Origin of the sequence: Carboxylicivirga agarovorans (assembly GCF_050589845.1) — a bacterium.
GTDB classification, from domain to species: Bacteria; Bacteroidota; Bacteroidia; order Bacteroidales; family Marinilabiliaceae; genus Carboxylicivirga; species Carboxylicivirga agarovorans.
Map to the genome: position 1 here is coordinate 189699 of NZ_JBNGPA010000007.1, position 24088 is coordinate 213786.

Genomic DNA, 24088 nt, shown 5'->3' on the forward strand with positions numbered 1-24088 from the left:
TATCTTGCAACGTAATTAGCGCGTTACTTCGTTATTTTTAATACGTTCAATTTCGGCCTGAAACTTTTTAACCAGTCTCTTATTCTTATCGGCAATATTTATTTGCTCTCCAATATCAATTGATAAATCAAATAACTGGGGTACGTTTGAAGTGCCAGACTCTATATTTTTTTCAAGCTTGATCCAGCCTGGATTTTTCTTAGTCGGATGGATGTACTTGTAATTTCCATGACGTAATGAAAGTGTTACTGATTCTTCCAGTAAAAAATCACGTCCCTTGTCAGACTGTCCGGCGAAGGTAGACCACATGGCATAACTATCAGGAGCTTCTGTGGCTGTTAGCTCATGACCTATTAATTCGGCAAATGAAGCATACAAGTCGGTTTGTGTCACCAATGCATTACTTTCTTTTGCCTCAATGGTGCCCGGCCAGTACACAATGGTAGGAACCCGGGTTCCCGCCTCGTAAGCACTGTACTTATTTCCCCTGTATGGACCTGCCGGTTCATGTTTACCCAATAACTCTACAGATTCATCGGTATAGCCATCATCCAACACAGGTCCGTTATCGCTTGAGAATACAATGAGTGTATTTTCACTAAGTCCTCTTTTTTCAAGATGTTTAACCAGCTCTCCGGTGATGTAATCCATCTGAACAATGGCATCACCCCTTACCCCCATATTTGTAGCACCTATAAAACGTGCATCGGGTAAACGTGGTACGTGAATATCGTGAAAAGCAAAATATAAAAAGAATGGCTGATCCTGATTGTCATCAATAAAGGTACGTGCTTTATGTAACATTTGGTAAGGCACTGTTTCGTCGCGGAAACGAGCTGCATTACCCCCCGACATGTAACCAATGCGACTAACACCGTTCACAATGGTTTTACCATGAAATTTATCTGAAGGATAACGCAGTAATTCAGGATTTTCAATTCCCGTTGGATCATTGCCCACTTTCTTCTTATAATCGATTTTAATTGGATCTTCGGGATCCAGACCAACAACATGATGATTCTCCAGCATAACCGAAGGTACACGGTCGCCTGTTGATGGAATCAGATAGCTGTAATCAAATCCTATTTCCAATGGTCCGGGAGCTACTTTGCCATTCCAGTCCACATCCCCATTTCCCAATCCTAAATGCCATTTCCCAATAACAGCCGTACTGTAGCCATTTTGTTTTAACATACCAGGCAATGTTGGCCTGTCGGTACTAATCAACAGTGGAGCATCTCCGGGTAATACTGCCGCATCTTTCCGAAAAGCATAACGTCCTGTTAGCAATGAGTATCGCGATGGTGTGCAAGTTGCAGCCGAGCAATGGCCATCGGTAAACTTAATGCCACCCTTTGCTAATTTATCCACGTTGGGTGTATTTACCTCTGTTGCGCCATAGCTGCTTAAGTCGCCATAACCTAAATCATCTACATAAATGATAACGATATTTGGTTTGGTATCCTGGGCACAGGCAAGTCTTAGCAGCAGCAGACTCAATATAATTAAAGATAGTTTCTTCATCACTTAAATATTATTTCTAATTGTCAGATGGAACTCTTAAATAAATTCAACATTCTCAGTGAAAAATTGAATTTACATAATCGTTTCATAGTCCGGTTCTAAAAGTTGATACTTTGTCAATTTTAAAACTAGCTATAAAGTATACCAATAAGTGTCACAGATTAGTCAAGGGCTATCTGATATAAGGCAATGGTGGTTTTGTGTTAATTTTAGGCTTATTTTGCGCACATTTCCTGGCACAACTTATTGTCTTTGCATTGATTTACAAGCCAATGATTCAATTTGATTTATTGGTCTTTGGTGAGAATCTGCACAACAAACATCCTGATTTAATGTTTCGTATTGTTCATTGCCACACAAATACCAATCAATATCTTATAGCCTGCTTGACTATTAATGGATGATTTAAGCTTTAAATCAGATAAAATACGCGTTGTAATCACGCCTATTCTATCTGATCATATTTATAAATTATCTATTTAGAATGCTCTTCATCTTCTCATCGTCCTTAAAAAAGACTTCAATCATCTTTTTCTTCCAGTCTGCATCATAATCGTCCATTTGATCCTTAGCCCACACCGGAACTTCAGTGCTGGTTTTTAGTTCCATCATGTTATTTTCAAAAGCATTATCCACACAATATGTTTGAATGCTTTCACCATAGAACATGCGATATGGTTCTGTAAATTCCATTTGGTTATTGGCAACCAATGTTTTATTGGCCCATGGTCCGCCCCAATTATCCATCTGGATAAAAGTCCGGTCAATGTCAGTACTTTCTTTCTCAGGAAAAAGAAAGAGATTGTGTTGTATGTAATTGTTTTCTACCGGACCGGATATATGCATGCAAGGCGAAAACCAACCACGGCGCTCTGTGGGATAAGGGCGGATGCCATCATTGACACTTACATTATAGCGCACAATGGTATTTTTAGTTCCAACATTTGAAGGTGTATTGATGGTGTTACCTTTATTGCATATTAAAAGGAAACCACCATAGTTATCATGACTGTAATTGTACTGAATGGTGGTATTGATGCAGTTCCAGTCCGAATCAAAACCCTGTCCGTCCCATTTGGCTGTATGGCCTGATACTTCATTAAACTGAATAAGGGTATTATCGGCACTCCATGGCCAAATGCCTGCCGCGGCTTCAGCATGTGATAATATATCGGGGCAGTCACGCATGGTATTGTATTCAATTAATGCGCCATCGGTTCCTATAGGTACAATGCCGTCGCCAGGTATACCTTCCAGGAGGTTATTTCTAATGATCACATTGGTGGATGGGTGCCAGTTATCCCTTTTGGTATAGCCACGAGCATTAATACCATTGCGGGCACAATCCTTCAGGTGACAGTTTTGAATAATTAAACTGTCAAATGTAGTGATGTATTTATCACCATGGTTACACCATAAAATGGCCGAACCACCACCTTTGCTTTTTACCAGGCTGCCATTCACATCGTGGATAAACAGATTATCAAGTATAATGTGTTTTGTTTCACCACAGTTCTCAGCTTCTACAATCAGCCCTCTGCGACCATTCTCTCGTTCTGATCCTTTGTTGGTAATTTCCAAATCGTACAATTCTACATAAGCCATATTGTACAGATGTACAGCTGCTTTAAATTTGCCCTCACCGTTTATTTTCGGTCTGTCTTCTCCTCCATATTTTGAAATGATAATGGGATTACCGGGCTTACCTATACCTTTGGGTTTTAACTGTCCACTATACGACGTGCCGCTTTTTAATAGTACATGTGTACCTGCAGATAAGGTAAGTGAATTAATTTTTTCAATTGAAGCAAAGGCCTTATCAGGTGTGGTGCCATTATTAGAATCATTCCCGGTATTGGCATCAACATAATAAGTAATGTAAGTCTTATCTGTTTGTTTGATATTATCTTTTGTACTGCATCCAAAGAGCATGATCGATGCAAATAATAGAGTTATATAATATGCTGTCTTCATTTTTCAGATTTGTTTTATAAATAAAAGAATGGCAGACCTCTGTGAGATCTGCCATTCAATCGTATCATATGTGATATATCTTCAAATCCATTGATTATTCAATCAATCTATTGAGCGTCCGGTTTTTTAAAAACTGCAATATCGTCCATAAATAAATCAGAAGCAGCAATACCATCGTTCTTAAAGAAATTAAACTTATATGTTCCCGTAGCAAGCGCAGTTAATTCAACTTCTTCAGTTGTCCATTCAGTAGTAGACTTTAAATCCCAAGTCACAGCTGTTCCAGTAGCAGATGGTGTGTAAGAACCAACGGTAGTATTAGTAGCTGCATCTGTATTCCACTTGTAAGTATATCTGAAAATATATACTTCACCTGCTTCTAATACAATATCTTTCTGCATAAATGAGCCTTTTTTATTGTGAATACGACCACAAAAATCGCCTCGGTACACATCAATGACATCACTTCCAACAGCTCCATTACCCCACGTATTCCAACCTCCTGGAAATGCTTCTTCAAAATCACCATTGGCAAGCACGTTAAGCGGTTGACTTCCCATTGAGGTGGCTGCATCAGCTTCTCCAAATGGACTGTAAGCAACAAGGCTATATTCTTTAGGGGAAGCAGTTCCTTCATAATCAATATATGTCGTTTCAGTTAATTGATCGGCTATTACCTGACCGTCCACTAAGATTTTGTAATACTGAACATTATCAACCGGATCCCATTTAAGCTCTACAAAAAATGGGTTATCTCTGGTTGCAATGAAATTTCCAGGTGTTACCGGAGGTGGAGCCTGAGTAATAATCCCGTCATCAACAGCTGCTTCAGCCTCACCACACGTACTGTAAGCAATAACAGAGTATGTCTTAGCATATATTGTTACATCATTATCAGTATATTCTGTTTCTGTTACATCGGCAATTACTTCACCTTCAACTTCAATTCGATAGCCGGTAGCGTTTTTATCGGCATCCCATGTCAGAACAATTTTTGTTGCATACTCCTCGTCGGAAGCATTAAAATTGCTAACCATAGCAGGTGTACCAAATAATTGACCTGTTCCTGACACCGATTCAGCATCTCCATGTGTATTCGTTGAAACAATTTTGTAGTTAATTAAATCATTATGATCAGGGACATATACAAACATCGTCTCTGTAAGACCTTCAACTATCAAAGTTTCGTCGGCATATATATCATAACCAGCAGCTCTGGGAATTGTATCCCATTCAATTATAACTTCGGAGCAAGAGCTTGTTATTTCGAGTCCTGTTACTGATGCAGGCGTATCTGTACGGGGTGCTGGCGTTAATGCTTCATCAACACTAAACTCCCCAATTGTATACTGTTCTTCACAACCTACAATCACCATTGCAGCAGCTAGTAGGCTAAGAAATATATTTTTGCGTATCATATTCAAAAATTTTTAAAGTTCATATCCTACCAACCAGGGTTTTGTCCCAGGTTAGAATTAATCGTCGTTTCGTTGTAAGGAATTGGATACAGGTACATCTTATCATCCCACAAGCGATCATCAACCAGCTTTTTACTATAGCTAAAAGTACCGCCATTGTTGACAATTTCAATACCATAAATATCTTCCGTCACATTATCCGGATTACTGCTGTCAAATAACCTCCAGCGACGAACATCCCAGAAACGGTGATCTTCAAAAGCTAACTCCACCTGACGCTCACGTATAATGGCTGCACGTAATTCGGCTTGTGATAAACCTGATAAAGCAGGCAAGCCAACTGCAGCTCGTGTGCGTACCATGTTCAATGCAGTTGTAGCATCCATCATAAAACCAGCAGGGGCACCTGTTGGACCATATGCTTCATTCATTGCCTCGGCCAGATTTAGATAAACTTCTGACAAACGGAAAATCACCCATGCGTGCTCTTTCGTATTGGCATTACTACCTGCAATCGTAATATCCTCACGAACATATTTCTTCAGGTAATAACCTGTTGGTGTGGCATCGGCCAATGGCAGACCGTTAGCTCCATCTGTAAATGTTTCAACAGTTGTTGATTTCCAAGTACTACCATTAACAATGATCGTTTGTTTTAAACGTGGATCACGGTTATCATATGGATTGGCAGGATTAAATACAGAACTGCCCGGTGCTGACCAAACACCGTCAACCAGCATGACATCAAAACCATCGGATGTCTGATAGGCATCCACCAGGTTCTGACTCGGACAAGTAGCATTTCCGTTGGCTCCTTCAAAACCCATCGGGAAATTTGCTTTCTCAAAAAGACTAGAATTAGCATCTCTTCTTTCGAAAATTAACTCAGAACTGGCACGATTATTAAAAGAGCCCTTTGACATATCACTACTGTTGTAATACTGTGCATCAAAGCCATATGCAAAATCTGGGTTGATAAGAAAAGCATTGGCGGCAGTTGCTGCTGCTTCCCACTTAGTTAAATCACCTGAAGCATTATGTAATGGGCTAGCTGCATACAGTAAGGCTCTCTGTTTTAATGCATAAACAGCACCACGTGTAACCCTGCCGGTTTCTACAAACACCTGATTACTCCAGGTAACTGGTAGTTCTTCACTAATGGCATCGCATTCAGAAACAATGTAATCAATCACGTCGTCGAAGTTTGAACGCTCAATGTTATTGATTTCGTTTACATCGTCTACTACACCTTCCGGCATAGGAATATCTCCGTACCGTTTGGCCAATTCGAAGTAAAAGAAAGCTCTCAGAAATCGTGCTTCGTATTGAAACTTGTCATATCTTTCCTGCTCTTCTTCATAATCCTCATTGTACTTATAATCATCGAAGGTACGTCCTTCAATCTGGTCCAGGAATAAGTTAACCGAACGTATACCTGTATAGTAATTTGACCAGTTGTTGTCTAGGGCCTTGAAAGCAGACCACTGTCCATTAGTGAATTTCTGCACATCGTGATTCTGCTTAACATATTCTGCTTCATCGGTGGCGGCTGAGCGCATGGCCTGGTTTGATTCATCTTTTTTAATGCCATCATAATCATAGTCTGATGGCAAGGTGCTATAAATATCAGCAAGAAATTGTCTGGTTCGGTTATAGGTACTAAAGATTGTTTCCGGATCATCGTAAAATGAGTGCTCGGTGTAATCCAGGAAATCATCACATCCGGTGAAGAATGTTACCAGAAAAATTGATAATATAATATTTCTAATCATGTCTACCTTTTTTAAAATTAAAATCCTACGCTTAAACCAATATTATACGATGTGAGCGTCGGGTAAACGGCTCCTATTTCCTCAGGATCCATAATCTCAATATTATCCACAGAGAATAAGTTCATGCCTCTAAAGAATACCTTGGCTCGCTTCAACTTAACTTTTTCAACCAATGTTTTTGGCAAGTGATAGTATACTTCTAAAGTGCGTAACTTAAGGTAGGAAGCATCACGCTGCCAAATAGTACTGGCGCGGTAATTGTTATCATTCTTCTCTGGCGTTAAACGTGGCAATGTCGCAGTTGAAGCAGTTGCCGGCGTCCAGCGATCATTTGAGAATTCGGAGATATTGTTATTGTTATACAATGGCCAGAATATGCTTGGTGTATTCAGCATAACTGATACATTGCTGGCTCCCTGGAAAATAGCACTAAATCCGGCGCCTTTGTATTCGGCTCCCAATGTTAGGGCATAATTCACTTCCGGTAACCAATTCTTGCCAATGGCAACAACATCAAACTCATCGATTTTATTATCTCCATTCTGATCTACATACTTCACATCACCAGGTCTTAACACCTGTGTAAAGGTATATTCAACGCCGTTATAGATATTATCAACCTCATTTACTTCTCCTTCATTAAAGAAACCTGCATCCTGTAATCCAAAGACCTGACCAACAGATTGACCGGTTCTGCTCAGGTAATCCCATTCGCGGAAAACTTCATTCTGTTCTATGATCTCGTTCTGTGCCATGGAGTATTGTGCACCAATGCTATAGCTGAAATCACCGATCTGATCATTCCATAATGCAGCAACCTCAAAGCCTCTGTTTTCAACAATACCATCAGATACCATTGTGGCCGGAACACCTATTACATTGGATGTAGAATTGGCTTCAGAAACAAGAATCTGGCTTCTTTCCTCGTAGAATACATCGGCATTCAGACTTAAACCTCTGAATAAACGGGCGTCTAAACCAAGGTTAATTTGCGTACTCTTCTCTGGTAATACATTAGGATTGGCACGACGACTCTCTTGTAATCCACCTAATTGATTATTATTATCACCATACCAGTATTTACCTCCACTTGCAAACTTCTGACGATGCAAATGTTGCTGATCTTGTTCCAGTCCAACCAAACCTGCAGATGCTCTTATTTTTAATAGGTTAATTGCATCAACACCACTCAGGAAGCCTTCTTCAGACAAAACCCATCCCAATGAAACGGCAGGATAAAACTGGAAACGGTTTTCCTCCGACAAAATATTATTACCACTGTAAGAAGCTGTAACACCTGCCAGGTACTTTTTATTGTATGCATAATTAACCTGGGCGGCATAGTTCACACGATGGAATGTATTATTCTGACCATAGGTCGTTTCAGTATCAACATGAAATAAACCAAATGCATTAACCTTATGCTTACCCCATTGTTTGTCGTAATCTAATTTTACAATACCGTTGGCATGGCGAGCCTGCCCACCTACTTCATCAGTAAATTCCAGGGCTGTATTTTCACCGCCACTCGTTGAAGTAAAGTCATATAACTCCCCATTAACTTCATCTATCTTAGCTGTTTTATAAACATACGCATAGTCCTTTCTTCTTGAATCCCAATAGGATACATTATTATCAAATGATACAGATGCAGAAATAGACAAACCTTCTGTTAATGCACTTAAATCCTGTTCAACACTCACATCTCCATAAAAAGTACGTTCATGAGAAATAGAATACCCTGTTTCATTTACATCCGCTATCGGATTATATGGATAAGTTGGAGAACCTCCAAATACACCATTGGCATACTGAATAGGGTATGCATTGGCAGGTGTTCCATACAAACGTCCAAATAATTTTTCAGAAGTCGCTTTTCCTGGACGATTTGTACCAGAAATTCGTCCGGCCAAATTGATCTTCAGCAAGGTACTCTTTGTTAACTCAATGTCAAGGTTGGTTCTTAAATTCGCACGTCGGTAATTCAGCTGTGTTGAATAACTATTATCATTTCGATCCTGTTTTAAAAGACCGTTACCGTCCATGTAATTCAAACTAACAAAATAGCGCGTACGTCCTTTTCCTCCCTGAAAAGTTGAATTAAAATCATGTACAAAACCCGTGTTCTGCAATACTTCATCCATCCAGTTAACATTAGGAAAATACTCAGGATATGTTCCATTTTTATAGGCATCCAATTCTTCCGCAGAATACAGATAGTCTTGACCATCCAATACCAGAGCTTCATTCATAGCACTGGCATAACCATAAGCATCCAGCATCTTCGGCAGTCGGAAAGCTTTATTGGTACTGTACTCATAAGAGAAATCTACCTTCATGCCTTCATCTTTACCGCGTTTGGTTGTCACTAAAATAACACCATTGGCACCTCTTTGTCCGTAAATGGCAGTTGCGCCTGCATCTTTTAATACAGTTACGCTTTCAATCTCGGCGATAGTTATTGTGGCAAGGTTACGTTCAAATCCATCAACCAATACCAGTGGTGCAGAGGTGTTGTCTAAATTAGCCTGACCTCGAACAAACAGAGTTGCACCCTGCCCCCACCAGTCGCCTCCATTCTGCATGACAGTTAAACCGGGAATTTGTCCGTACAAAGCGTTTGTTGGATTAACAGCAAAATACTTTGATAAATTTTCAGCGGTCGCTACGCCAGTGGCTGAAGATATTTCATTTGCCGCTTGCTTCACGCCATATCCAAGGTTCACGAGCGTTGAATCAGACACTTGTGCAGAAATTTGCCCAATGGTCAGCAAGCTGGTGCAGGATACGAAAAGAGCTCTTATTATATTTTTTATATTCATATTCTAACTTTTTTCTGTTTTACATACTTCCCATTGGTTACCATCCAGGATTTTGTACCAGGCCATATCCTTTTTGAATTTCATTCATAGGGAATGGTAACAAATACCATTTCGGTTCGAAGAATGTCCACCACAGTCGGCTGTTCACATTAATTTCAGGATAAGAGTAGCTAAAAGTTCCATCAGCATTCTTAGAAATCCATACATTATGTAAGGTTTGGTTAAATGCACTTTCTAGTTTATGACGTGTCATGTCAAACCAACGAACCTGCTCAAAACCAAATTCACATGCGCGTTCAGTCAGAATCTGATCAATTAATTCCTCCTGTGACCACGCTTTTACATCTTCAATATTTTTAAGACCTACCCGATTACGTACTTTGTTAATGTAAGTATAAGCCTCTCCCATATTACCCAGATGAGCCATGGCTTCGGCGTATGATAAATAGATTTCCGGTAAACGAATATATGGGAAATGGTGATCATTTATTGGATAGAAACTACCTGCCCAACCGGGGATAAATTTCCGGATCACTGTACTACCTGAACCATTGGTACGTCGGGGGCCTGCTACGTGCTTTGCCCATCCGCCCTGGTTGTTTTTCCAGTTCTGAACAGTTTCACCACCCCAGTTATCATTAATACATTGCATCGTTTCATATAAACGAGGGTCACGGTTAAATTTACGAGCCGCTCCACTACCTTCACTACCAAGTGGATCAACTGATTCATCCCATCCAGAAGATGGATCGGTAATAGGTGTACCATCAGCCATAGGGAACATACGCATAAACTCATTGGTACATGTTCCACCACCATAATTTAACATGGAGTCGTACATACCGCCGCCCCAACGCTTCTGACTTTCATAGCCGTCTCTGATGCTGATCAGCACCTCGGTACTACGGCGTGATGCAACAGTACTAAAGTTTCCTGCAAAGTAATAACCCCGGCGATAAGCGTCACGATACCCCCAAACATCTTGTGTTTCCGGCATTTCCAAGGCATAACCACCTTCAATATCAATTTTATCAATTAAATCTTTGGCTGCATCAGCAGCTCTTTGCCAACGACTGTCATCATAGTTACCATACCACCAGAACAACTCCTCTTCAGCATTGGCGCCTGGCATATATGGTTCAGGACTATTAAATAAAGGGCTGGCTGCAAATAACAACAAGCGTGTCTTCAATGCCATCGCACCGGCTTGCGTAAAACGTCCGGCTAAGGAGCTCATATCTGCTTCACTGAACTGCCATGGTAAGTTAGGAATCGCCTTATCCAATAATCCTACTATTGAATCTACCGTTGCTTCAACTGTCAAGCGAGGATTCGTAAAATCATCATCCGGCGAATACACTTTTCCAATCCATGGAACGCCTCCGTAATTACGGAACAATTCGGTCATATTATAGGCAATAATCACTCTTGCTTCCGCTTTCAATTGCTCACGGTACCCTTCTGACATATCTGGTACTTTGTGTACATGATCTAAGAAAATATGACAGTTACGTATCGCCTTAAAAGTCGTAATCCCTTTATTTGGGGTGTCTCCATATGGTAAAATACACATTGGAGCTAACCATGAATCCGGATGACTTGCAGATACATACGAATTGGCTGAATTTAAGCCACCTGCATAATATGTGGTCATCGCCGTTCCCCATGACTTAAAGGTATGTGATAAATCAGTAATGTCTTCCTGAAGATCCTGCCCAATAGCATGACTTCGGCCATTTTTTAGTATACCTGATCGTAATGAACGATAGGAGTTAAATAATACGCGTTCGGCATATTCTGTTGACGAGAAAATAGTGTCAATGGTCACATCCTGTCCGTCAGGCTTTTCTAAAGCTCCCGGGCCAATATCTTCGCATGAAGCTGAAAAGATTCCAATTACAATCGCCAGCAAAGCGAATTTCAAATATTTTATATGTTTCATCATCGCTGCTCTTTTAGAAATTAAACTTAACACCCATGTTATACATCTTAACCATCGGGTACAGACCGTTTGATCCCGGGTTAGATTCCGGATCATAAATATCAAAATCACTAAATGTTAAGAGGTTAAAACCATTAGCATAAACTCTTACATTGCGTAAACCAATGCGCTTCAATGCTGAAGATTTGATGGTGTAACCCAATTCAACACTCTTCAATCGGACAAATGAAGCATCCTGGTAATATAAATCCGATACCTGGTAGTTATTGTCTTTACTAGCCAGTGATAAACGAGGGTATTCAATATGAGCACCTGCATCTGCTTTTTCCTGTGTCCATCTGCCATCATACAAATGATCGTATAAGGCTCTGTTTTGCCCAGAAAATGGCTGACGCAATACATTAGGTAGTAAACGATAGGTATTAGCCACGCCAGACCAGGTCATTGAGAAATCAAAATTCTTCCAGTTAAATCCGGCATTCAGACCAAAGTTATATTCTGGTACATTAGGTGAATATCCAATCGCTTTCTGATCAAGATCATCGATCTTTCCATCACCATTTAAATCCTTATACTTCACATCACCAGGGAAACGATAACCTTGATTTGGATAATTAGGATCCATATCTGTATTCACCTCTTCAGTAAAAAAGCCATCACTAATGTAAGCAAAAGGCTGTCCCTCAGGCTTACCAGTTCTTTCAAGGTATGCATATGGCTGAGGCACCTCGTCCATATATATAATCTTATTACGTGCGAATGAAAGGTTGGCATTAATGTAGTATCTAAAACCTCCAGCATTGTCATCCCACCCTAATTCAACTTCGTAACCTTTGTTTTCACGCTCTTTCAGGTTTACCGCAGGTAATACGGCAGCTACATAGTTTGGTACTGTTTGACGTGTTACCAACATGTCTTCCCTTTTCTCATGGAATAAATCAACACTAGTACTTAGACGTGCATCCAGAAACTTAGCATCAAAACCAATGTTCTGTTGAGTAATTGTTTCCCATGTAATATTTGGGTTACCGATACGAAGTTCAAGGGCGCCCTGATCGATATAATCTGATTCATACCCAAAGCTATAACCTGCAGCATCATAATTCCACGCATCAGGCTGATATAAGAAACGACCGCCACCAATTCGGTCATTACCCACCTGACCATAAGATGCTCGTAGTTTCAAATAATCAAAAACTCCTATATTATCCATGAAGTTTTCCTCTGTTATAATGTAACCTAATGATACGGCTGGGAAGTAGTCAAAACGTTTTCCATCAGGAAAGTTCTCTGAGCCATTATATCCCAGGTTAAAATCTACAAGGTATTTGGTTTTATAGTTGTAAGTCACTCGAGCCACCATACCTAATGTTCTGTTCGGTATATCTGTAAATTGCGAAGGATAATATACTGTACGCTGGTTATATAATAATAAACCACTGACATCATGAAAACCAAACTTGCGATTATAGTTTAATCCACCCTCAACATACCAGTTACGAGATTTTGTTGGATCTGGTTCGTTATAACCCAAGGTTCCTTCATCATTTATTTTTCTGAACACAATATTCTCCGGATCCAAAGGATCTTTAATAGCTTCATAACGATCAGGCGAAGAACTACGGGTTTTAGAATGTGTATAAGTCGTATTATACGAACCTTTTAATCGTAATTTTAAACCACGTGTTATGAAATCTAACTTTTGAATAACATCAAGGTCCATATTTAACACAGCCCTTGTTTCATTTTCGTTACCACGACCATAAAAAGCATTCAATGGATCTTTCATTTCAATGGATACATTGTCGGCAGAAGTTGTTACCCATTTACCGTCAACAATACCTGAACCCGCCATAGGCTGCGCCCAACTGGCCTCTTTCCAGATACCCTCTTCTGCATCTTTAGCCCTCGGTTGATTGCGAACTTCCGTACGACCACCTAAACTCAATTTTAATAAGGTTGATTTTGTTACATCAATGTCCAGGTTAGTACGATAGTTGTATCGATCGAAAGTAAAGTTCTCATCAAATCGAGGGTCCAGATTTTTCAGTAAGCCATCCTGTGTTAAATAACCTAAAGCCACAAAATAGCGAACCCTGTCAGTTCCACCTCGCATTGTAAAGTTCGTTTTACTTTGAAACGCCTTGTCTCTGAATAAGTATTCATTCCAATCCATATCTGGATATAGCAGATTACCTCCATTAGCAAATGCCTCAAGTGCTTCAGGTCCGAAAACAAAATTCTCTTCTGGAGTGCCATCATTGGCAGCGCGTTCGTTGTGCGCCATGGCATAGGTATAGCTATTCGATTTCTCAGCTAACATGGTTGGTTGCTGAAAACCAATCGATGAAGAAACTGAAATTTTAGCACGGCCTTTCTCGCCTCGCTTTGTAGTCACAATCAAAACACCATTACCACCGCGAATACCATATACAGCTGTTGCCGATGCATCCTTTAATACTGATATACTTTCTATTTCTTCCGGATCAATTTGTGTAAAATCTCTTTCAACACCATCCACAATGGTTAAAATATTCTGGTTACCACGAATAGCCAGGTTAGCCTCATCAGCTCCCGGCTGTCCAGTATTCTGAACCGCAGAAATACCTGAAATTTTACCAGCCAATGCATTGGTTACGTTTGCGGTTGGTGACTTTAATAGTTCCTCACTACTAATGGTAGATACAGAACCCGTCACGGTAACTTTCTTTTTCTCTCCAAAACCAATGACTACAACCTCGTCCAGGCCAATATCCTCACTGACCAGTTGCACATTTATTGTTGTCTCACTCCCAACCTGAATCAGCTGGGTTGTAAAACCAATAAAACTAATGCTTAATGTTTGTCCCGTTTCAACCCTCAGGTTGTAAACACCGTTAAAGTCTGTAATTGTACCAGTTGTTGTTCCTTCGATTACTACAGTCGCCCCTACTATGGGATCGCCTTTATCATCGGTCACAACACCTGTTACATTTTGCTGAGCAGAAGCCGTTATGGCAACTGATAGCAAGGTGCAGACAAAAATGAATGTTCTAAAGAATCTTTTCATACACTTTGAATTAATATTACTATTTACTCTCACTTCGTTATTTTGTTCTCCCATTCTGAGAAAAATTTCATTCAAAACTACCTTTACTATATGTATTACATTAACACATTTTTACATTTACATTGACAGTAATTAAGACATGTCCATTATTTGTTATTCTTTGTTATTTTTGTGTCATAATTCAGTTTCAATTACTGTTTTTCAGCACATTAACTGAATTAAATAATTAATTTTAAACGCTAATTTCATTCATATACTTGTTGATATACTATCTGGCAAGCTGATGTTTTCGCATTCATTATTAACAATTATTTACATTTCAAATTTAAGTGGAGACCAGTATTTAAATTCATCTCTGATTATCCAATACTGACCATATTTTGCCATTTTAACGATAAGGGACAAGTTGGGATGAATACTACATTTAAGATTTGATCAATCATTTGTAATATTAACAGGTGCACTATTATAACGCCTTTTCAATTTCCAAATTGCGCTGCAAACAGTTTTAAGGTAGTATCAATAGAATTGATGCACTGATCGCATTATACCTTCAAACCATCATAATCATGATAAAAAAAAGTGAATCCATCAAGGGGCAGACATTCTGAACATGACCACCTTGTAGAATTCACTCTTTCTATTGTTGAAATTGTAGACTGTTATTCTATTTCAATGGCACCCATATCAGGTAAACCGTTAATTTTATTACCAAGAATATCTTTCTCAACTTTAAGACCGGTAAATAAACCATCTTTATCATCAGGTATATTTACTATCTGAATACCTTTATCTTTTAATAGATGCTTATGCCTTGGAATAAAATCTTCAGCTGTATTTCCAGTAACGTTTGTGAACTGAGGATCGCCTATTACTGGAGCCTCATCCTGAATCAGCACATCTTCTGGCCAGTTATCCGCATTTAAAAAGAGATTATTCTTAAATATCACATTTTTGATCAGAGATTCTCCTTTGCTTGCCGGCTTATACTGATCACCCATTACCAATTTACTTTCTCCTTCGATATAAAAGATATTATTAGCTAACAACACTCCTTGTGCCGTTCGCGTAACAGCCATTTTAGCAACAATATCAGCTTTGACGTATATTGTATTGTTATAAAAATAGGAATTGAATGGACCATTGTGTTTTTTGTGCTTCCCGTTGAAACCACTTAACCAAAATATCTTACCCTCTTGGAAAGCCCCATTAACCTTTTTAACCCGGTGACCATCATTAATACTAATATTATAACGATAGGCGCAATTATAATTATTTCCTAATATCTCACAGAAACCACCAGCATTGCCCTCACTAACATTATATTGAACAATCACATTATCACAGTTAAAATCAATGTGACATCCCGCTGAATCAGCCGGGCCATTGGCAAAACGAAATGTGTTGTGTTCAATCAAAACCTTTGAACATCCCCATGTCCATAAACCGCTTCCTCTTCCCCATTTACGGGTATCCGTAGTACTTCCTGAATAAGTTATCGTATTACCTTTGACGTGTCCATTTAACAAACCACTCATTTGCATACCAGGTCCCCCGGTTTGTGTAACGGTATTGTTATACAACTTCAAATTCACTATACTGTTCTTACCTCCGGTAGCCTTTATACCAGTATGTCCTACATTTTCAACATGGCAGTTTTCAATAGTCATATGTTTTAGTACAGCTCCATTAGTGCGATTTATCAAACGAATACCCCAACCATAGGCCTGAGTTCCGTTGGCCGAATTAGTTTCTTTTTTACTGCGCACCACACCCTTATCAGCGTAGAATACATCTTTAATCTGTAATCCTGATAATCTGACACTTTCGTATTCTGCAGCCTTATTACATGTAATCAACACCCCGCAGCGCATATCATTCTTTGTTACTAATGAGTCAGGCACGCCACCAGCATCAGCAGTTATTTGCAAATTACTAATAGTGAAATGACTACAATTCATTAACAAAAGTCCATTACGATAACCTTTGGCATCTATAATTGGCAGAATACCTAAATCACTTTTATCAAGTGAATAGTTGGACACGGTAATTGGATGATCTTTACTACCTCTTACATTCCTTAGTTCCAGACTTCCGTTAAAGACCTGTCCGTTGGCTAACAAAACTTTATCACCTGATTTTAACACCAAATTACTAACACGTTCTAAAGTTTTAATGGCTGCATTTGGGGACAATCCGTTATTGGAATCACTTCCGTTTTTGGCGTCGACATAATAGGTATTGGCCCAAAGAGGTAAGCTCATTAAAATTGCTGAAAATACTATGCTAAGTTTTTTAATCATTCTTTAATATTTACACCGATCAAAAATAACGGTTTAGTACTTAATATCTAACTCTGTTCTTACTTGGTTTTCCACTTTTGTTTATCTACGCCATATACGCTCCAGGGAGAAATATATTCCTGAATGGTTTCAGCATCTTGTATAGGCAATAGGGCTGACAAGTCTTCTTTTACCTTCTGATATTTACTATCATTGACAAGGTTGTACCACTCATTGGCGTCTGACTTGTGATTATACAATTCCTCTGTACCATCAAAGTAGCGGATATAGCGCCATTCTTTCGTTCGGACCGCATAGTTACCTCTTCCCCATGATGTGATGGTTGGTTTTACTAATTGTTGATCCGTATTCTTTAGCACAGGCACCAGACTTTCTCCATCAACATACGCTGGTGCTTCAATACCAGATAGCTCTGTCAGGGTGCGATAAATATTGATGAGTGAAACGGCCTCAGAATAAGTTTGACCTCCCTGATGAGTCATCTCTCGACCATCATAAATAATAAATGGCACACGAGTGGCTTCTTCCCAAAGTGTAAACTTTTTAAAACTCATCTTCTCACCCAAATGAAAGCCATGATCAGACCACAGCACCACAATGGTATTATCAGCGTAAGGGCTTTCTTCCAAAGCATTCAACAGACGGCCAATATTATAATCAGTCCATGAGATACAAGCCAGATAAGCCCTGCGTACATCTTCCCAGGCATTATCCTTTTTAAACCGTTTATCGTCACCTGCTCTTCTGAAACTATTACCTTCTTTAGGAATATCCTTTAGATCATCAACCCAAATAGCTGGTGCTTCTATCTTTTCAGGCAATGCGTTAAAGAAGCGCTCAGGACAATCAAAAGGCAAGTGCGGCTTTACCAATCCTACTGCCAGGAAGAAAGGTTTATCGTGTTCTTCTTTTAATACATCTATACCATAACTTGCCACCTTATGGTCCACATGTTCTTCATCAGCATTCACGGTAGGGCGAAAAGAATTCTTTTTACTGTTACCCACCTGATAGCCGGCTCCTTTCTTGAATTCTTTTCTGGTGTTCTGCAATTCAAAAAAATCATTCCACTCTCGCTCATCACCCTTATTGCCATGATGTATCTTACCGGCTCCATATGTATTGTAGCCATTCTCTTTTAATAAACGTGGCAATGTCATGTAGCGATCCATCAATTGCTCATGAATGGCATGTTCATAGAAAGGATACAAACCTGAATTAAAAGGCTCCACTCCATATAACAAAGCGTTTCGACTTGGTGAACAGCCGGGTGCAGAGCAGTGTGCATTTGTGAAGTTGACACCTTTGGCCGCCAGCTTATCCATATTAGGTGTTATGGCCTGTGGATGCCCACCTAAAAAACCGGTCCAGTCATTCATATCATCAATAGCTATGAATAAGATATTGGGAGCTTTTTCACCAGCTCTTTCTTTATTAAATGCAGTGACAGATGCGGTGATAAGCATTAATAGTGATATGGTTGCAAGTAGTTTCATAAATTAATGTAATCTATGTTGTTTTATATTGAAGTTGGCACTTCACTCAAGCCCGACTTACTTTTTGTTCCCGATGACAAGAAACTTTTTATTTTAATATGGTTCCTTCTTTCAATAATGGCTCGTCAAATGCCTCCATTTGATTATATAATTCTTTCATGAATCGTTCCCCAATCTCCTTGTATTCGGGTTGACCATAAAAATTAACTAATTCATCCGGATCTTTATCCAAATCGAATAACCAGGGTTTATCACTTGGTGACAACACCAATTTATAGCGATTATCAACAGCTGCTACCCAACGGCTTGCCGCATTGGTGATGTATACGATGCGATCATCCGTAAGTACTTTTGCTTTGCTTGTAAAATCAGCGGATAAATCTTCTCCATGAAATGCTTGTTTGCTATGATCAACATCCATTAATCCGAGAATGGTCGGCGCAAAATCAGCCATGGTATAGGCTTTCTGAATGCGCTTACCTGCTTGGACCTGACCAGGATACTTCAATAAGAAGGCAACGCGTGCCGACATTTCATATGGTAATCCTTTATTATGCTTACCGTGCTCTCCCATCAGGTCGCCATGGTCGGAAGTAAACACCACAATGGTATTCTCTTCAAGGCCTTCGTCTTTCAAAAACTGAAGGATGCGCCCCACATTATCATCGATACATTTGGTCATACCAAAGTAATCGGCCATTTGTGCCTGTTTTAACCTTAGAGCCCTGTTTTTCTTCCCTTTCAGACTCAACCAACCCGGTGAATTATCCGGATCGGGAAACATGGTGCGTGGATTTTCAAAATGCATATGGTCATACATGGTATCGTAAGGTGCTCTCACATGATTTGGTCCATGAGGATCCGGAATCGATAGCATCAATGCAAAGGGCTGTTCTTTGTCTCTTTTGATAATCTCCAGTGAACGATCCACTAAAAAATCAGTGGTAAAGGATTCTTCGTTAACATCATCTACACTAAAAACGGCCATGCCATTTTTACCAATCTGCTGATCAACTCTAAGGCCTTTTTCATCTTCAACCAATGCCTTCCAATGGCCACGATTGAACATATAGCGATTATCGTCAAATCCAAACTTACGCTCAGGTGCAAATCCAGGCTTGGCGTCGCCATCGAGGTGCCATTTGCCAATATATGAGGTTGCATACCCATTGTCTTTGAGGATTTGTGCAAAAGTCACCAATTCATCCTTCAGAGGTAAATCATTTTTGTGCGAACCTGTGGCAATGGGATACATACCACTAATCATGGAAGCCCGAGAGGGCGTACAAACAGGTGACGAGGCATACCAGTTCTGACAAAGCACCCCTTCTTCAGCAATCTTATCCAAATGAGGTGTCTCAACAATGGTATTGTTTCCCCACATAAAGGCTTGTTCGTCGCTCATGGTAGCCCGGTAACATCCTAAGGTGCGGAGGTTGTGTTCATCAGTATGGATGATGATTAAGTTGGGTTGTTCACTTTTTCTGTTCTTCGCTTGCACACCAAACATCACTGCAAACAACAAGCTAACTACAACTAGTTTTTTCATACCTGGTTTTTCTTTTACACAAAATTACATTCATTGGCCATTATGAGATGACACAAATCTGACGTTTAATAACAGATTTCTATTAAAAAAACTATCAGACAGTTGCTTATTAAGTACAAGCAGACATAAAAAAAACAGCCTGTCTTGCATTAAGACAGGCTGTTATACTGCTTACAGAAGTAGCACTAATTTCCGGTTAACAATTTATTTTCTTTGGCAACAATATCGTTTACTTTTGATTTAAACTGATGCATTCTAAAATTATCATCTATCACCTTACCGTCTTTACCAATCACCACATAACGTGGAATTCCATTGAATTTAAATAGCTGACGAAGATACAAGTAGTCATCGGCACTAATGCGATATGTATTCTTAAGTTCCTGATCTGCTACAAACTCATCATATTTATTTTGTGGTGAACCACTTTCGTCTGTTATAAAAACAAAATCAATATCCTCATTGCCCTCATACGACTCACGGACCTCTTTCATACGTTTGATTGAGCTAATGCAAGGACCACAAAAGGTTGCCCAAAAATCGACAAACAAAATCTTGCCTTTGTGCGGTTCAATTATCTTATTAAATATATCTGTTGCTTTACCTTCAGGTAACTGATATGAAGATGTTACATTAGTTCCATAGTACTTTTCGTATAGCTTTTCACCTGTGACAATTAGAGATTGATTTTCAAGAGTTTTTTTAATATCCACCCATATTTCTTTTGAATCCTCTTTTGCTGTATTTTCAAACTTATATTTTAAACTTCGGAGTTTCACTATTTCCATTGTTAAGTCAAGATCAATGCCGTATTTATCCGTAATTGCACTAGAAGCCAAAGACCATCGTTGTGGATCAGATTTAAAGTTATACACATCAAGGAAAGCGTTAAACTGATCAAATGCCTTATTATAATTGAACCTAAGCTCTTTAAAATCTTGACCATGCTCTTTTAAGTAGACTTGTTCCTCTTCAGTTTTAATTTTCTTTTTATTCAGCTCCAATAATTTCCGGTCATCATCTGTTAACATGGGTTCATTCTCCAATAGAAAAGTATAAAAATTAGGTGGTTTATTTCCTTTAACTGAATCGTGTTTTCTATATTGGGTTAACAAGTGGCTAAATTCAAAGCGGTTTATAAACCATTTAAACTCTTCATTAATGCATAATGATGGTTCAGACCAAGGCAATTCTTTAAGAAAAGTATAAAAAGAATCAGGCCTAGTCTTCTGTAATTGAGCATACTTTTTTTTCTTAAATGCTTCGCTACGACTCCGCATTACAATATCAAACATATCAGTTGCATGCTGAAGAAGAATCTTATTCTTAATGATTTCATCGGCCTTGTCCGACCACTTCCAGATGCTTGAATAGTAATCCAGCTTGTTTAGCTCAATCAACTTCTCTTTATTGATTTCAGCTATTTTTTCTTCTTCCGACAACTTCTTTTTGCGCTTATAATTGGTGACGTTAAAATTTAATTCCCGCTCAAAATTATAGCGCATTAAATCATAATTGACCTTAGCCAGTTTTCCTTTATATGCAATATTCTGGAATTTATATCGTCTGTCTCGTAATCTGTCAGCCAGCAAAATCTCTTCCCAATCGATAATCATTCCAAGCGTTTGATTGGGTTCCAGATAAAATCGAATGCCACGCTTTCCATATTGAATAGTTGAATATATGGGTGAAATTAACGACAGAGTAACATCAAACCGTCCATCTTTCTCAATTTCTATAACAATTGGATAATCCTCTCGGGTCAGGTAATTATCAAGATAAACAACACCTGATTTAACGCCTGATTTTGGCGAATATCCTTTAATGTAACCTATCAACCGAGCATCTGCTTGTGTGAAAAAGTCATCCCCTTTATAATTACTTATGGGTTCCTGGGTGCATTTTGCCAATTCAGCACTCATCCATTGTTCTATTTCAAAAGGCACTGTATGGTTGGGTTTCATTCCGGCTAAATCCTCGTTTAAAGAAATACCAAAAATCTTATCGCTATAGTCTACAGATTTTGTTTTCTTATCAAGTGGTGGAAAAATCAAAACAATGGTACTATCGCCAGAGGCTGGCATCCAGAGCTTTTTGTCAAACTTAGCACCTTCAATACTTTTTACTTTGTATTGTTTTTGCGTATCACTATCAATAAGCGCATCATCCTTAGTAAACATCACCCACCAATTGGGTAGGAAAGTATTATGAATGTACACCCTCGTCTCCTCTTTGGAAAGCTCAATTCTGGAAATGTTAGTTAAACCAGTGCTTTTAAATTCATAGTAAGGGTTGTTAATGGTTTTAATTTTTTGCGCAAAACCTCCTGCCGAAATAAGCAGGCAAAACACAATAAAGAATGTTCTAGTCATGGTTAGATTTGTTTCGATTGTATATTAATTGGTAATATTTGAATTTTATAACAGATTTATTTACTTGCTCATTGCAATATTGACTTTTTGTTCAATATATACTGTCGCACAATCAACAATTAATAGCATAAATTAATCTGAAACAAACAATCCATTGGTTTATGCAGCAATAAGGAAAGCAACCAAAAGCAAGGCTTAGCCCTTCTAACATCCATCAAATCAATGGGTATACATAAAACAAAAGAGGCTTAACATGATTAAGCCTCTTTTTGACATCATTTCTACAGGTAATTATTTCAACTCCAACTTCTGTGTATTAGAGTAATTCTCACCACGAATGGCTTTAAAAGCTTCCAACATTTCAGCCAATTTCTCAGGATTACTTTCAGCCAGGTTATTCTGCTGGCCAATGTCCTCTTTCAGGTTATATAACTGAAATGCTTTAGCGTTACCTAATTCAATGTTCACATGCTTATTCAACCGGGCTCCTTTATATGGAGGAATCATCAACCAGTCGCCTTTACGTAAGGCTGTACGTGTTGTTGCTTCAATCACTAATGATTCTCTACCATCAGTACTTTTACCCATTAACACATCCATTAGTTCTTCACTATCAGTACTTGCCTCTTCTGTACCCGTTAACTTCGCCAATGAAGCTAATAAGTCCATCTGGCACACTAAAGCATCAGACACACCAGGCTTAATAGTACCTTTCCAGTATGTAATGAACGGAACTCGTGTGCCAGCCTCAAACAAGCTGTACTTACCACCACGTAATGGTCCCGCCGGCGTGTGATTACCAAGTTTTTCAACCGCATCATCAAAATAACCATCGTTTAAAACAGGGCCATTATCACTTGAGAATACGATTAAAGTATTTTCAAGTATACCTTCTTCTTCCAAAGTTTTCATAAACTCTCCGATACACCAATCGGCTTCAAGTATAACATCACCACGTGGTCCCATGCCTGATTTTCCTTTGAAGCGAGGGTGAGGTGTACGTGGCACATGCGGCTGTTGCATGGCATAATACAGGAAGAATGGCTGATCTTTATGCGTCTTTACATAGTCCTGAGCTTTATTCAGGAAATGGTCAGCCATATCAATATCGCTCCATTTTGCTGTTTCACCACCTTTCATAAAGCCGATACGCGGCACGCCATTTACAATTGTTGAATTGTGACCGTGGTGCCACATCATCTCGCACAGCTCAGGATTATCTTTACCCGTTGGCTGACCTTCAAAGTTGTTCTTATAATCAATTTCAATCGGATCATTGGGATCCAGTCCTTCCACTAATCCATTTTCCAGATACACAGTAGGTACGCGGTCCTGAGTAGCTGCCATGTAATAGGCATAATCAAATCCCACTTCATTCGGACCCGGTGACACCGCCTTATTCCAGTCAACATGTCCTGTACCTAAACCAAGGTGCCACTTACCCACTAAAGCCGTTTGGTAACCTTGCTTTTTAAGCATTTTTGGTAAAGTTACCTGCGCTGTATCAATAATTAATGGTGCGGTACCTGGTAATATTTTGGCACTTTTGTTTTTCCAGGGATACACTCCTGTTAATAAAGCATAGCGACTTGGTGTACAAGTAGCTGAAGAAGCATAACCATTGGTAAATTTAACACCTCCATTGGCTAAAGCATCAATATTTGGTGTTTGCAATTCGGTAGCTCCATATGAACTCAAATCGCCATATCCCAGATCGTCGAGATAAATAACAACCACATTTGGTTTTTTAACATCTGTGTTTTTTGTTTTATCAGAGGCTGTTTGACATGCTGTAAAAAGCATTACACCAATAATTAACAGCCAACTAAATTTTGCTTTGATCATATTTAATTGTTTAAGTTATATT

12 protein-coding genes are annotated in these 24088 nt (G+C 39.1%); all 12 read right to left on the reverse strand.

The window, feature by feature from the left end:
* Positions 1–15: 15 nt before the first annotated feature.
* The 12 genes from ACRD69_RS10115 to ACRD69_RS10170 all read right to left on the reverse strand — a co-directional run bounded on the left by ACRD69_RS10115 (position 16) and on the right by ACRD69_RS10170 (position 24066).
* The gene (locus ACRD69_RS10115; RefSeq protein ID WP_430814960.1) at positions 16–1524 is read right to left on the reverse strand and encodes a sulfatase family protein; all 1509 of its coding nucleotides are present in this window, start codon (positions 1522–1524) and stop codon (positions 16–18) included.
* 471 nt (positions 1525–1995) lie between these two features.
* Positions 1996–3498, reverse strand: a complete 1503-nt coding sequence (locus ACRD69_RS10120; RefSeq protein ID WP_430814961.1) for a right-handed parallel beta-helix repeat-containing protein — start codon at positions 3496–3498, stop codon at positions 1996–1998.
* 107 nt (positions 3499–3605) lie between these two features.
* Positions 3606–4916, reverse strand: a complete 1311-nt coding sequence (locus tag ACRD69_RS10125) for a carbohydrate binding domain-containing protein (RefSeq protein WP_430814962.1) — start codon at positions 4914–4916, stop codon at positions 3606–3608.
* A gap of 26 nt (positions 4917–4942) precedes the next feature.
* Positions 4943–6688, reverse strand: a complete 1746-nt coding sequence (locus tag ACRD69_RS10130; protein WP_430814963.1) for a RagB/SusD family nutrient uptake outer membrane protein — start codon at positions 6686–6688, stop codon at positions 4943–4945.
* Between the two features lie 17 nt (positions 6689–6705).
* Entirely contained in the window at positions 6706–9510 is a 2805-nt protein-coding gene (locus ACRD69_RS10135; protein WP_430814964.1) for a SusC/RagA family TonB-linked outer membrane protein, read from the reverse strand.
* 37 nt (positions 9511–9547) lie between these two features.
* Positions 9548–11455 carry a RagB/SusD family nutrient uptake outer membrane protein gene (locus ACRD69_RS10140; protein WP_430814965.1) on the reverse strand — a complete coding sequence of 636 codons (1908 nt, stop codon included), beginning with the start codon at positions 11453–11455 and terminating at the stop codon, positions 9548–9550.
* Positions 11456–11465: 10 nt separating this feature from the next.
* Positions 11466–14501, reverse strand: coding sequence for a SusC/RagA family TonB-linked outer membrane protein (locus ACRD69_RS10145; protein ID WP_430814966.1), 3036 nt, complete (start codon positions 14499–14501; stop codon positions 11466–11468).
* Positions 14502–15163: 662 nt separating this feature from the next.
* The gene (locus ACRD69_RS10150) at positions 15164–16804 is read right to left on the reverse strand and encodes a right-handed parallel beta-helix repeat-containing protein (protein ID WP_430814967.1); all 1641 of its coding nucleotides are present in this window, start codon (positions 16802–16804) and stop codon (positions 15164–15166) included.
* A 59-nt stretch (positions 16805–16863) separates the two neighbouring features.
* Entirely contained in the window at positions 16864–18300 is a 1437-nt protein-coding gene (locus tag ACRD69_RS10155; protein ID WP_430814968.1) for a sulfatase, read from the reverse strand.
* Positions 18301–18388: 88 nt separating this feature from the next.
* Positions 18389–19849, reverse strand: coding sequence for a sulfatase family protein (locus ACRD69_RS10160; RefSeq protein ID WP_430814969.1), 1461 nt, complete (start codon positions 19847–19849; stop codon positions 18389–18391).
* Between the two features lie 185 nt (positions 19850–20034).
* Entirely contained in the window at positions 20035–22221 is a 2187-nt protein-coding gene (locus ACRD69_RS10165) for a TlpA family protein disulfide reductase (protein WP_430814970.1), read from the reverse strand.
* A gap of 291 nt (positions 22222–22512) precedes the next feature.
* Complete coding sequence (locus ACRD69_RS10170; RefSeq protein ID WP_430814971.1) at positions 22513–24066, reverse strand: sulfatase family protein; 1554 nt, start codon at positions 24064–24066, stop codon at positions 22513–22515.
* Between the last annotated feature and the right edge of the window lie 22 nt (positions 24067–24088).